This window comes from Rhizobium sp. BK098 (assembly GCF_014193155.1).
Lineage (GTDB): Bacteria > Pseudomonadota > Alphaproteobacteria > Rhizobiales > Rhizobiaceae > Rhizobium.
Map to the genome: position 1 here is coordinate 64,738 of NZ_JACHYY010000001.1, position 13,567 is coordinate 78,304.

Below are 13,567 nucleotides of genomic sequence, written 5' to 3' on the forward strand. Positions count from 1 at the left end.
TCGTAAGTTGTTGCAATGCGGCATGGGGGCGCCAAAGACCGCATTTCGAGAATATGGTCACAAAGCGTGGTAAACCGCTTTTTGGATTGGGACATATTCGCTCGAGCAGACAGGGATTTGGGTTGATGAGTGCGCCGTGGAAAGATGTTGTGCTGGAAAACGTGCCTACAGGCCCGGTGGCAGCTCGGATCTACAACGGTGATGGTTTGAAGAAGGCGGCGCCGCTGGTGCTTTACCTGCACGGGGGAGCCTTTCTCGATACCGACCACGCGACCAACAGACCGGTGGCGGCAAGCCTTGCTGAGGCAGGCGCCATCGTGGTTGCAGCGGATTATACGAGCTGCAATCAGAATGCCTTTCCGAAGGTGCTGGAATGCGCCTACGGACTTCTCGCCTATCTCAGCAACAAGCGGAACATGCTTGCGCTGGGCGGGGCGAAAAAATCGCTGCTGTTTGTCGCCGGTGAGGAATCGGGTGGCAATGTCGCAGCGGGCGTCGCTTTAAAGGCGCGCGATCAGATGCCCGGTTCGTTGGACGGACAGGTGTTGATTTCGCCTTTGCTTGATCCGTTCATGGGATCGAAATCTTTCCTCCAGGCGGAGGAAAGCGGCATGCGCGAGCGCTGGACGGAGGGTTGGAACCGTTACCTGGGTTTCCTGGGCGGTGTCTGTCACCCCTATGCAGCGCCTCGATACTGTTCGCGGCTTTCGGGCCTCGCGCCGGCATTGGTGCTCACGGCCGAGGACGACCCGCTCCGCGACGAGAGCATGGAATACGGCAGTCGGCTGAAAGCGGCTGGCGTCCGTGTTCGCCAGCAAGTCCTTCCCGCCGGGACAGGCTGGCCCACCCTCTATGGCGGGCAGTCGAAGGACAAGCCTTCGTGGCAGCAGGATATCTGCTGTTGTTTCAAGGGTTTTGTCGAAGACGTGCAGGCTTGATCGACTAGGAGATCCCGTTCGCGAGGGATGAGCGCGGACTAGATCTATGTCGAAGGCATGAGACCGGAGCGATGGTCACGCGGATGCGCGGTGCTTCGGCCCCTGATTTTATTGAGACGATAGGAATTTGCGGTCCCGTATCCCAAGACGGGGCCAAAGGAGAGACTGACATGAAGTCCAACGATAAGCGCTGGGCCCTGTGGGGTGCTGGCATGGGTGTTGCTGCGGCTGTTGCAGGTGCGGCCTTCTATCTGGATTTGCCGCGCGGCGCCCAGGCGACCGAGGCGGCAAGCCAGGCTGCGAAGCCGGCGATCCCCGTTACGGTTGCCGCTGTCGAGCAGCGCGACGTAACCTCCTGGCAGGAATTTTCCGGCCGTCTGGAGGCTATCGACCGTGTCGAGATCCGTCCGCGTGTCGCCGGGGCGATTCAATCAGTGCATTTCCGCGAAGGCGCGCTGGTCAAGCAAGGCGATCTGCTTGTGACGATCGATCCGGCGCCCTATGAGGCGGTGGTTGCCCAAGCTCAGGCGCAGGTCGGGGCGGCAAAAGCCAAGCTCGATCTCGCCAAAGTGGAAATCGATCGCGGCCGGAAGCTCTTCGACAACAAGACGATTTCGCAGAGCGACATGGATACCCGCACCAGCAACTCTGCCGAGGCAGAAGCCAATCTGAAGGCAGCGCAAGCGGCCCTTCAGACTGCGCAGCTGAACCTCGACTATACGCAGGTCCGTGCCCCGATCGCCGGCCGGGTCGGCAAGATCGCCGTCACTGTCGGCAATCTCGTGGCGGCCGGCTCGACCTCGCCGGCATTGACGACGCTGGTTTCGGTCGATCCGATCTATGCGAGCTTCAGCGCCAACGAGCAGACCGTCACCCAGGCTCTGGCCGAACTGCCGACAACCGGAGGCGCTTTTCCACCGGTCGAGCAGATCCCGGTTCAGATCGGTACTGCAAGCGACAATGGCACGCCGATCAAGGGCAAATTGCAGTTGATCGACAACGAGGTCGATGCGGCGAGCGGCACCGTCAGCGTTCGCGCCGTCTTTGATAATCCGGGCGGCCGTCTTATCCCCGGTCAGTTCGTGCGGGTCCGTATGGGGCAGCCGAAGGCCGAGAATAAGATCGTCATCGATGATCGTGCAGTCGGCACCGACCAGGACAAGAAGTTCGTCTTCGTCGTGGATGGCGAGAACAAGGTCAATTACCGGCAGGTCCAGCTCGGATCGCTGGTCGACGGCCAGAGGGTGATCGAGAACGGCCTGAAAGCCGGCGAAAAGATCGTCGTCAACGGATTGCAGCGCATCCGTCCCGGTGCAGTCGTCGCGCCGCAGTTGGCCGAGAAGGTTGCGACCGCGCAGTAAGGCTTCGCCTTCTGCCCGTGGGCAGAAGGCTGACATTCCGAAATCACATGATCCGCCGGCGGCTCTCAAACCGTCGGACAGGAACTTTGCATCCGTTCTCACCCCAGAGGGGGCTTTGATATGAACATCTCCAGATTCTTTGTCGACCGTCCGGTTTTTGCCGGTGTTCTTTCGGTCCTCATCGTGGTCGCCGGCCTGATCGGCCTCAGAGCGCTGCCTATCTCCGAATATCCAGAGGTCGTGCCTCCCTCGATTGTCGTGCACGCCACCTATCCCGGCGCCAACCCGACCGTCATCGCCGAAACGGTGGCGACGCCGCTCGAAGAGCAGATCAACGGCGTCGAGGGCATGCTCTATATGTCCAGCCAGGCGACATCAGACGGCGCTCTCAACGTGACGGTCACCTTCAAGCTCGGCACCGATCCGGACAAGGCGCAGCAGCTCGTGCAGAACCGCGTTTCGCAGGCCGAGCCGCGCCTGCCCGCGGAAGTCCGTGCCCTCGGCATTACGACCATCAAGAGCTCGCCCAACTTCATCGTGGTCGTCAACCTCGTCTCGGACGGAGCCGACCACGACATCACCTATCTGCGAAACTATGCGACCCTGAACATCAAGGATCGCCTCGCCCGGATCGAAGGCGTCGGGCAGGTGCAGGTCTTCGGCGCCGGCGACTATTCCATGCGCGTGTGGATCGATCCGCAGAAGGCCGCCGAGCATAATCTTGCCGCCAGTGACATCAGCAATGCGATCAGCTCCCAGAACGTCCAGGCTGCGGCTGGCATCATCGGTGCCTCACCCAGTCGGCCGGGCGTGGATCTGCAGCTTAACGTCAATGCCCAGGGCCGCCTGCGCACACCTGAGGAGTTCGGCAACATCATCGTCAAGACGGGCGCCAATGGCGAAATCACCCGCCTTCGCGACGTCGCCCGCGTCGAGCTCGGCGCGGAAGACTATACGCTGCGTTCGCTGCTCGACGGCAAGCCGGCCGTCGCCGTCGCCGTTCTCCAGGCGCCTGGTTCGAACGCGATCGAGATCGCGAACAACGTGCGCTCGACCATGGACATGCTGCAGCAGGCCATGCCTGCGGGCGTTAAGTACGAGATCGTCTACGACACGACGAAATTCGTCCGCGCCTCGATCGAGAAGGTGATCGACACACTGCTCGAAGCCATCGCGCTCGTCGTCCTCGTCGTCATCCTGTTCCTGCAGACATGGCGTGCCTCGATCATCCCGCTGATCGCCGTTCCGGTCTCGATCATCGGCACGTTTGCGGTGATGTATGTCTTCGGTTTCTCGATCAACGCGCTTAGTCTGTTCGGCCTGGTGCTGGCGATCGGCATCGTCGTGGACGACGCGATCGTGGTGGTCGAGAACGTCGAACGCAATATCGAGAACGGGCTCAGTCCGCGAGACGCCACCTACAAGGCCATGAAGGAAGTCTCCGGTCCGATCATTGCGATCGCGCTGGTCCTCGTCGCGGTATTTGTGCCGCTCGCCTTCATCTCCGGCCTGTCCGGCCAGTTCTACCGCCAATTCGCGCTGACGATCGCCATCTCGACCGTCATCTCGGCCTTCAACTCGCTCACCCTGTCTCCGGCACTGGCATCCCTGCTCCTGAAGGGTCATCATGCGCCGAAGGATCGGTTGACGCGGATCATGGACGCGGTCTTCGGCTGGTTCTTCCGCGGCTTCAACCGGGCGTTCGGAGCCGGTTCGAAATACTACGGCAAGGGCGTCGGCGGCCTGCTGTCGCGCAAGAGCATCGTCATGGTGGTCTATCTCGCGCTGGTAGGAGCGACCTATAGCCTGTTCACAACGGTTCCAGGCGGTTTCGTGCCGTCGCAGGACAAGCAGTATCTGATCGGCTTCGCACAGTTGCCGGATGCCGCAAGCCTCGACCGTACGGAAGACGTGATTAAGCGCATGACGGACATTGCGCTGAAGCAGCCAGGCGTCGCCAATGCGATCGCCTTTCCGGGCCTATCGATCAACGGCTTCACCAATTCCTCGAATGCCGGCATCGTTTTCGTGACGCTGAAGGACTTCGAAGAACGCAAGACGCCCGACCTTTCGGGCGGGGCGATCGCCATGGCACTGAACCAGAAGTTCGGCGCCATCCAGGATGCCTTCATCGCCATGTTCCCGCCGCCGCCGGTCAACGGTCTCGGTACGACAGGCGGCTTCAAGCTGCAGATCGAGGATCGCGCCGGCCTCGGCAACCATGCGCTCGACCAGGCGGCCAAGGCGGTGATCGGCAAGGCCTACCAGACACCGGAACTCACCGGCATCTTCTCGAGCTTCCAGATCAACGTGCCGCAGCTCTTTGCTGATCTCGACCGCGCCAAGGCCGAGCAGCTCGGAGTCTCCGTCACCGACGTCTTCCAGACGCTGCAGATCTATCTCGGTTCGCTCTATGTGAACGACTTCAACGCCTTCGGCCGCACCTACAGCGTCCGCGTGCAGGCCGATGCCAAGTTCCGCGCTCAGCCGGAAGATATCGGCCAGTTGAAGGTTCGTTCGGCATCGGGTCAGATGATCCCGCTTTCAGCCCTGCTGAAGGTGGATGCCACGACCGGTCCGGAACGCACGAACCGCTATAACGGCTTCCTGGCGGCTGACATCAATGGCGGCCCGGCGCCCGGTTTCTCGTCCGGCCAGGCACAGGCGGCGATCGAGAAGATTCTGCATGAGACGTTGCCCCCCGGTATAGACTTCGAATGGACTGATTTGACCTACCAGCAGATCTTGGCCGGCAATTCCAGCGTCGTCGTCTTCCCGCTGGCGCTGCTCCTGGTCTTCCTCGTGCTGGCCGCCCAATATGAGAGCCTGACCTTGCCGCTCGCCATTGTCATGATCGTGCCGATGGGCGTCTTGGCGGCGCTGACCGGCGTCTGGCTCACGGGTGGAGACAACAACATCTTCACTCAGATCGGCCTGGTGGTGCTCGTCGGTCTATCAGCCAAGAACGCGATCCTGATCGTGGAATTCGCCCGCGAGCTGGAATTCGAGGGTCGCACGCCGGTTCAGGCTGCGATCGAAGCCAGCCGCCTGCGTCTGCGCCCGATCCTGATGACCTCCATGGCCTTCATCATGGGTGTCGTGCCGCTGGTCACCTCGACCGGTGCCGGTTCCGAAATGCGTGCCGCCATGGGTGTTGCGGTGTTCTCGGGCATGATTGGCGTCACCTTCTTCGGCATCTTCATGACGCCGGTCTTCTACGTGCTGATTCGCAGACTGACAGGCAACCGTCCGCTCAAGCAGCATCACCACAACGACAACGAACATTCGGCGGAGGTACTCCCGATCGCCGCCGAATAGGGGCCGTGCCGAGACTTAACTCCAGTACTCGACATGCCAGGGCGGGGCCGAAAGGTCCCGCCTTTTCTATGTTCATATTTTCGTTTTAGCTAATTTACCCTTATTTCGAAGAATTTGCTGGTGGTCGCTGATTTCCTTTGCATGATGGCACCAGAGGTTTATCAAGCTTTGGGAAGAGTTGATTGACGTACATCGGGCGTGGAGGCGCCCGTGGAATTTGGGAGTTGAGGCCACCGCAGCCGGAAGACCGTCGCCGCATTCGCACGGCGAAAAGGCTCCCGTTATTCTGTTTCGGTGTCCGATGCGTTCCATTCGGAGGATAGTTTATGCACGGCAGGAAGATCGCTTTTCTCGGAACGGGATTGATGGGCGCACCGATGGCGCGGCGGCTGCTCGCTGCTGGTTTTGCGGTGACGGTCTGGAATCGCGACCGGAGCAAGGCCGAGCCTCTGGCTGCCGATGGTGCGACGGTCGCCGATACTGCCGTAGAGGCTGCTCGAGGAGCGTCCGTTCTTTTCACCATGCTGACCAACGGCGGCGCCGTTGGTGAAGTCCTGTTCGGCAGCGGTGTCGCCGATGTGCTGGAGGCCGGGACGATCGTAATCGACCATAGCTCGATATCGCCGACCGTTGCCCGCGAACACGCCTTCAAACTCGCCGAGCGCGGCGTCAGGCACATCGATGCGCCGGTCTCCGGCGGTGTGGTCGGGGCGGCTGCCGGGACGCTTGCGATCATGGCCGGCGGCGATGCTGCGGTCATCGACAGCGTCCGCGATATAATGGCGCCCCTCGGGCGTATAACCCGCGTTGGTCCGAGCGGAACAGGCCAGCTCGCAAAGCTCGGCAATCAGCAGATCGTTGCAGTAACCATCGGGGCCGTTGCGGAAGCGATGCTGCTGGTCGAGGCCGGCGGCGGTTCGCGTGAGGCGTTTCGGGATGCCATTCGCGGCGGCTTTGCGGAAAGCCAGATTCTGGAGCTCCATGGCCAGCGCATGATCGAGCGCAACTTCGAGCCGGGCGGCACCGCTCGCAACCAATTGAAAGATCTCGATACGGTCCTGGCGGCGGCGCAGAACCTGTCGCTTCATCTGCCGCTGACCGAAGCCGTCCGTGCCGAGTTTGCCGAATTCGTCGAGAATGGCGGCGGCGAGCAGGATCACAGCGGTTTGCTGCAGCATCTGGAAGACAAGAATGCCCGAGGAAAGGCTTGAGGAAGAGATGAGCGATAAGGGTGCATCCAAGCGTCGTCTGCGTTCGCAGGACTGGTTCGACAATCCCGATCATATCGATATGACGGCGCTTTATCTCGAACGCTTCATGAATTACGGGATCACGCCGGAGGAGCTGCGGTCGGGCAAGCCGATCATCGGCATTGCCCAGAGCGGTAGCGATCTTACGCCCTGTAACCGCCATCACCTCGATCTCGCCAAGCGCGTGCGCGACGGCATCCGCGATGCGGGCGGCATTCCGATTGAATTTCCAACCCATCCGATCTTTGAGAACTGCAAGCGACCGACGGCGGCGCTCGACCGCAATCTCGCCTATCTCGGCCTGGTGGAAGTGCTCTATGGCTATCCGCTCGATGGCGTCGTGCTGACGACCGGCTGCGACAAGACTACGCCGTCGGCGCTGATGGCGGCTTCGACCGTCAATATTCCGGCGATCGTTCTGTCCGGCGGCCCGATGCTCGATGGCTGGCATGAGGGCGAGCTTGCCGGCTCCGGCACGGTGATCTGGCGTTCACGCCGCAAGCTGGCGGCGGGCGAGATCGACGAAGAGGAGTTCATGGAGGCGTCTCTCGCCTCGGCGCCCTCCATCGGCCATTGCAATACGATGGGAACAGCCTCGACCATGAACGCGATGGCCGAAGCGCTCGGCATGTCGCTCACCGGCTGTGCCGCCATTCCCGGCGCCTATCGTGAGCGTGGCCAGATGGCCTATCGCACAGGCCGGCGTGCCGTCGAGCTGGTTCTGGCCGATATCAAACCCTCGGACGTGCTGACGCGCGAGGCCTTCCTCAATGCCATCAGGGTCAATTCCGCCATCGGCGGCTCGACCAATGCGCAGCCGCATCTGGCCGCCATGGCGAAGCATGCTGGTGTCGAGCTTTATCCCGACGACTGGCAGGTGCACGGCTTCGACATTCCGCTGCTTGCCAATGTGCAGCCGGCAGGCGCCTATCTCGGCGAGCGTTTCCATCGCGCCGGCGGCGTTCCGGCTATAATGTGGGAGCTGTTGCAGGCCGGCAAGCTCGATGGCAGTTGTCCGACGGTTACGGGTCGGACGATGGCGGAGAACCTGAAGGGCCGGGAGGCGACAGATCGCGAGGTCATCCGTCCCTTCGCCGAGCCGCTGAAGGAGCGCGCCGGTTTCCTGGTTCTTAAGGGCAATCTCTTCGACTTCGCCATCATGAAGATGAGCGTCGTCTCGGAAGAGTTCCGCAGCCGCTACCTGCAGGAGCCGGGGCACGAGGGCGTGTTCGAGGGCAGGGCGGTCGTCTTCGATGGCTCTGAGGATTATCACAAGCGCATCAACGATCCCGATCTCGATATCGACGAAAAGACCATTCTCGTCATTCGTGGCGCCGGGCCGATCGGCTGGCCGGGATCGGCGGAAGTCGTCAACATGCAGCCGCCCGATGCGCTTCTGAAGCGCGGCATCCGCAGCCTGCCGACGATCGGCGACGGACGTCAATCGGGCACGGCCGACAGCCCGTCGATCCTCAACGCCTCGCCGGAAAGTGCGGCCGGTGGCGGCCTTGCCTGGCTCAGGACCGGCGACATCATCCGCATCGATTTCAATCAAGGGCGCTGCGACATGCTGGTGGAAGAGGCGGAGATTGCGCGTCGCAAGGGCGATGGAATTCCGCCGGTGCCGCCAGATGCGACGCCGTGGCAGCGCATCTATCGTCGTTCGGTCACGCAGCTTTCCGATGGAGCGGTGCTCGATGGGGCCGCCGATTTCCGCGACATCGCCGCCAATCCGCCGCGGCATAATCATTGACGGGGCATGGCCGGCGGCAGGGATTGCGGCGTTGCTGTTAATTTGGGTAGCTTGCGCAGCCATTAAAGTTCGCGAAAGGGAGTAGTGCAACTATCATTGGCTGCGGTTAGCTAGTCTCTTCTATTTCCGAAGGGGGTGGAGCTCTTTGGCAGAGACGATATCAGGGCGAAGCGAAGAAGAGTTCCAGGACCTTTTGAGGAGGCTGGAGCTGGCGCTGGAGGCGTCCCAAATCGGCGTGTGGCAGCATAACGTCAATGAGCAGCAACTGCTCTGGGACCAGCAGATGCATAAGCTCTACGAAACCGGGCTCCAAGAGCGCAAGGTTTCCTCCGACGTCTGGATGAATGCGTTGCATCCGGAGGATGTCGAAAGGGCCATCCAAGACTTCGATGCCGCGCTGGCCACGAAGGGTTTCTATAATTCCCAATTCCGCATCATTCTGCCAGGAGGCGAGGTGCGCCATCTGCGTTCGCGCGCGCATTACTATGAGGACGCCGAGGGGGCACCTTCCTTCATCGGCGCAGAATGGGACGTCACTGCCGACGTCCTGCTCAATCGCGAATTGTCCGGCCAAAAGGCTATCGCCGAAGCACGCGCCGTCGCCTTGGAGCACAGCCGTGCGCGAATAGAGCATGCCGCCGATCACGATTATCTTACGGGTCTTCCGAACCGCCGCTATTTCGACCGGCGTCTGGCCGAGCTGCGTAAAGACGCCTCTATCGAAACTTTGGCGATACTCCATATCGATCTCGATGGATTCAAGGAGATCAACGACAAATGGGGCCATGCGGCCGGTGATGCTACGCTGCAAAGCGCTGCCGCCCGCATTTCCGGAGCGATCACCGCCAACGATGTCGTTGCCCGCATCGGGGGCGACGAGTTCGTCGCCGTGCTGGTCAATATCAGCAGTATCGAACGGATCCAGGTGATCGCTGACGATATTTTATCGCGCTTACGCCGAGAAGTGCGTTTCGGCAATGAGATGCTGCGAATTCGTGCATCCATCGGCGTGGCGGTAGGCAAGACGAGCGGCACCGGCAATCTTTTGGCAGAATCCGATGTCGCTCTTTTCCAGGCCAAGAAACTCGGCCGCAACCGGGTGGAGTTTTTCACGCCGCAGCTCCAGTCCGATCTGCATGCGGAACGCCGTCTGGCCGACGAGCTGCGATTGGCACCTATGCTGCGGCAGATCGAACCTTTCTATCAGATCCAAGTGAATGCGCAGACTCGGCACATCGTCGGGCTGGAGGCGCTGGCACGCTGGCGCCACCCGGTGAGGGGATTGCTCAGTCCCGTCGCCTTCCTCAAGGTCGCAGACGAATATGGGATTACAGCAGAAATCGATGCCGCCGTCTTGAAACGGGCGCTGGCGGATCGGGCAGCTTGGGTTTCGCGCGGGCTTTCGCCGCCACGCATTGCCGTCAATATCTCCGGCCGTCGCCTTGCCGATCCCGATCTGATCGATGGATTGCGCGCGCTCAGAATACCGCGCGGCGCGATAGCCTTCGAGCTGGTGGAGACCATCTTTCTGGATGAGCCGGACGACGTGGTGCTTGCCAATATCGCTGGTATCAAGGCGATGGGGATCGATATCGAGATCGACGACTTTGGCTCGGGTCACGCGTCGTTGATCGGGCTCGTCAAGCTGAAGCCGAAGCGGTTGAAGATAGACCGGCAACTGGTGACCGCCGTAACGGTATCCGAAGAGCAGCGGCGTCTTGTCGGCTCCATCGTTGAAATAGCACGCGCATTGAATGTCGAGGTGGTTGCCGAGGGGGTCGAGACCGAGGACCACGCGCGCGTTCTGGCCGAGGTCGGTTGCGATGAGCTTCAGGGCTATGCCATCGGCTATCCTTCTTGCGAAAGTGAGACCGCTGCTTGGCTGAAATCAGCCGAAGCATCAACCGCGAGCTGATCCTCTTTCAGGAATGCGTCCTATGCTACTGGATCTGCAGGGCGGCGATCAGACCATAACTGATGGCGCCGAGAGCTAAAAGCGATAGTGTCGCCGCAGCGATCACCTTGCCACCGGCATGGGCGACCGAGCGAATGTTCACCGACAGGCCTAGAGCCGCCATCGCAACGACAGTGAGAATGCCGGAAGCCGTTTGCATCGGGGCCACCAGCGCATCGGGAATGAGTCCGAAGGAGCGAAGTGCCATCAGCCCGAGAAAGCCGCAGATGAACCAGGGAACCAGCGAATGGTGGCCGCTGCGTCCATCCGGCGCTGTGGTCTCGGTCTTGGTGAGGATGCCGAGCAGAAAGATGACCGGGCCTAGCATCAGAACGCGGACGAGTTTGACGAGCGTGCCGGTCTGGACGGCGAGCATCCCGACAGGGGCTGTCGCCGCCAGCACCTGCGGTACGGCATAGACCGTCAGTCCGGCGAGGGTCCCATATTGCGGTACGCTCATGCCGAAGTGGAAATAGAAAAGCGGCAGGAGAAATACGGCGACAATGCCAAGCACGGCGGTGAAGGCCAGTGCGGCGGCGATCTCCTGCGAGTCTGCCTCGATCACCGGCGCGACGGCGACGATGGCGGAATTGCCACAGATCGAGTTACCGCAGGCGATCAAGGTCGCGAGCTTCGGCGGCAGGCCGAGCGCCCGGCCGATGAGATAGGTGGCGGCGATCGACAGCACGACGACAATGGCAATGCCGGCGATCAGCCAGACGCCGGCGCCGCGGATGGCCGAAAGGCTGATGGAGGCGCCGAGAAGCACGATGGCGATTTCCAGAAGGAACTTGGCGCTGAAATCGATGCCCGGCTTCATGGCCGGTTTTAGCGGCTTGATCGTGCAAACCGCAATGCCGAGGGCGATGGCAAGCACCAGGCTTTCGATCCACCGCCCACCGAGAAGACCGGTTTCCACATGCTCTGCAACAAAGGCCAGAAGGGCAACGGCCGAGCTAAGCGCGAGGCCGGGGAGAATTTCATTTGCGCGTTGAGCGAGAGACATCGCGTGCCGTCATTCGTTTCTGATGATTGCTGATAGCTGGAAAGTCTCATCTGTCGATGTCGACATCCATCGAATATTATCCTATGTATCATTCGATAAATTAGAATGATTTCCCATGACTTTCGAACAGCTCGCAATCTTCGTCGCCGTCGCCGAGCGAGAGCATCTGACCAATGCCGCTGAAGCTATCAACCTGACGCCTTCCGCCGTCAGCTCGGCGATCAAGAACCTGGAAGCCTATTATGGCGTGGAGCTGTTTCATCGCGTCGGCCGGCGGATCGAGCTGACGGAGACGGGACGATCCTTCCTCGGAGAAGCCAGGGCGACCCTCGCACGCGTGCGTGCGGCGGAACTCATGCTTTCGGAATTGGGCGGGCTGCAGCGCGGCCGCCTTGGCCTCTATGCCAGCCAGACCATCGCCAGCTACTGGCTACCGCCCTTGCTGATGCGGTTTCGTCGCGAATATCCCGGCATCGAGCTGGACCTTACGATCGGCAATACCAGAACCGTCACCGAGGCGGTTATCGACGGTGCGGCCGAGCTGGGTTTCATCGAGGGCGAGGTGGATGCGCCGGCATTGTCGATGAAGATCGTTGCGGAGGATGCGCTTGTCATCGTCGTCCCGCCACACCATCCCTGGGCGGACGGGCGACAGCTCACCGCCGCCGACCTCATAAGCAGGACATCCTGGGTAATGCGGGAAGAGGGGTCGGGTACGCGTTCCGAATTCGAAAATGCCGTCGCAAGGCTTGGTGCTTCACCGCGTGACCTCGACGTGACGCTGGTCCTTCCCTCGAATGAGGCAGTGCTCTCCGCAGTCTGCGCGGGGCGAAGTGCTGCCGCCATTTCGAGTGCTGCGGCCAAAGCCTATCTCGGGCAAGGGCTGCTGGTTCAGGCAAAATTCGATCTGCTCGCCCGGAGTTTCCGGCTGCTTCGCCACAAGGAGCGCCATGCGAGCAAAGCCGCGCAGACGCTCGAGGCGATGTGTAAGGGCTGAGTATCGGCGAACCCGCTATCGCCGTTCGTCCCGCTGCCGGTTGGCGATGATAAGCTCGATCTCGTTGCGCTCCAGCATGGCGCGAATGTCTGCCGGCGGTTGTTCGTCCGTAACCAGAACGTTGAAGTTTTCCGGCTCGTTCAAAACGATCGGCGCGCTGCGGCCGAACTTGGCGCTGTCGGCAACGATGATGCAGTTTTCGGCGCGGCTGGCCGCCTCCCGCGAATATTCCGCTTCTTCGAGATCGTGCAGCATGAAGCCCGAGGCAGCGTTGATGGCGCCGACCGAAAGGATCGCGTGGCGCACATTGAAACGACGCAGGAAATTGGCGGCTTCCATGCCGAAAGTGCCGCCATCATGGCCGCGCAATTCGCCGCCGGCAAAGAAGACGCGATTGCCGTTGCGGGTGGCAAGCGCATGGGCGACCGCGACGGCGTTGGTGACGACGAAGAGGTTCTGATGCTTCTGCAGCGCGACGGCGATGAAGGCAGTGGTCGAGCCGACGTCGAGAAACAGCGCATCGCCATCCTCGATCATGGCCGCGACCGAGGCGGCGATCATGCGCTTGGCTTCGGCATTCTCGTTCATGCGCAGATGAAGCGGCGGCTCGATCATCGAGTCCTTGATGTGGACGCCGCCATGCACCTTGGTCACAAGCCCATTGGCCTCAAGGCTGCGGATGTTGCGGCGGATGGTTTCTTCGGAAACTCCGAGCCGTTCGGCCAGGAACTGGATGCGGCTGGCGCCGCCGGCTAACCGCAATTCCTCGAGAATCTCGCGTTCGCGATGGTTGGAGTGCTGCGGTGGCTGGGATGTGCCCGGCATGGTTCCTGATCCTGTTGTGGGTATTGATCCCAAACTTCTGTGGCTCCAACTGGCTGTCCTACCGCCGCTGGGGCCATAATGCGCGCAGCATCTATCCGGTTGCTTCGCGCCTGAGTTTTTAAGACAAATCTCACCTACGGTGAAGCGCAGTCTTTAGGATATCCA

At 61.2% G+C, this 13,567-nt stretch carries 9 protein-coding genes; 7 read left to right on the forward strand and 2 right to left on the reverse strand.

What is annotated here, in order from left to right; translation table 11 throughout:
- The first annotated feature begins 125 nt into the window (after positions 1 to 125).
- The 6 genes from FHT73_RS00320 to FHT73_RS00345 all read left to right on the forward strand — a co-directional run bounded on the left by FHT73_RS00320 (position 126) and on the right by FHT73_RS00345 (position 10,535).
- Positions 126 to 938, forward strand: a complete 813-nt coding sequence (locus tag FHT73_RS00320; RefSeq protein ID WP_112399207.1) for an alpha/beta hydrolase — start codon at positions 126 to 128, stop codon at positions 936 to 938.
- Positions 939 to 1,108: 170 nt separating this feature from the next.
- Positions 1,109 to 2,299 carry an efflux RND transporter periplasmic adaptor subunit gene (locus FHT73_RS00325; RefSeq protein ID WP_112334957.1) on the forward strand — a complete coding sequence of 397 codons (1,191 nt, stop codon included), beginning with the start codon at positions 1,109 to 1,111 and terminating at the stop codon, positions 2,297 to 2,299.
- 120 nt (positions 2,300 to 2,419) lie between these two features.
- The gene (locus FHT73_RS00330; RefSeq protein WP_112399206.1) at positions 2,420 to 5,617 is read left to right on the forward strand and encodes an efflux RND transporter permease subunit; all 3,198 of its coding nucleotides are present in this window, start codon (positions 2,420 to 2,422) and stop codon (positions 5,615 to 5,617) included.
- A 326-nt stretch (positions 5,618 to 5,943) separates the two neighbouring features.
- On the forward strand, positions 5,944 to 6,828 hold the full coding sequence (locus tag FHT73_RS00335) for an NAD(P)-dependent oxidoreductase (RefSeq protein WP_183709213.1): 885 nt from the start codon (positions 5,944 to 5,946) through the stop codon (positions 6,826 to 6,828).
- A 7-nt stretch (positions 6,829 to 6,835) separates the two neighbouring features.
- Positions 6,836 to 8,620 (forward strand): IlvD/Edd family dehydratase, encoded by a 1,785-nt coding sequence (locus FHT73_RS00340; protein WP_183710105.1) that lies wholly within the window; start codon positions 6,836 to 6,838, stop codon positions 8,618 to 8,620.
- A gap of 145 nt (positions 8,621 to 8,765) precedes the next feature.
- A complete protein-coding gene (locus FHT73_RS00345) occupies positions 8,766 to 10,535 on the forward strand; it encodes a GGDEF domain-containing phosphodiesterase (protein ID WP_183709214.1) in 1,770 nt (589 codons plus the stop codon).
- Positions 10,536 to 10,560: 25 nt separating this feature from the next.
- On the opposite strand, the gene FHT73_RS00350 is transcribed toward FHT73_RS00345, so the two are convergent.
- Complete coding sequence (locus FHT73_RS00350) at positions 10,561 to 11,580, reverse strand: YeiH family protein (RefSeq protein WP_183709216.1); 1,020 nt, start codon at positions 11,578 to 11,580, stop codon at positions 10,561 to 10,563.
- Between the two features lie 115 nt (positions 11,581 to 11,695).
- Here FHT73_RS00350 and FHT73_RS00355 point away from each other — a divergent pair, with 115 nt between their 5' ends.
- Positions 11,696 to 12,577, forward strand: a complete 882-nt coding sequence (locus FHT73_RS00355) for a LysR substrate-binding domain-containing protein (protein ID WP_183709218.1) — start codon at positions 11,696 to 11,698, stop codon at positions 12,575 to 12,577.
- Positions 12,578 to 12,592: 15 nt separating this feature from the next.
- On the opposite strand, the gene FHT73_RS00360 is transcribed toward FHT73_RS00355, so the two are convergent.
- Entirely contained in the window at positions 12,593 to 13,402 is an 810-nt protein-coding gene (locus FHT73_RS00360; protein WP_112334951.1) for a DeoR/GlpR family DNA-binding transcription regulator, read from the reverse strand.
- Between the last annotated feature and the right edge of the window lie 165 nt (positions 13,403 to 13,567).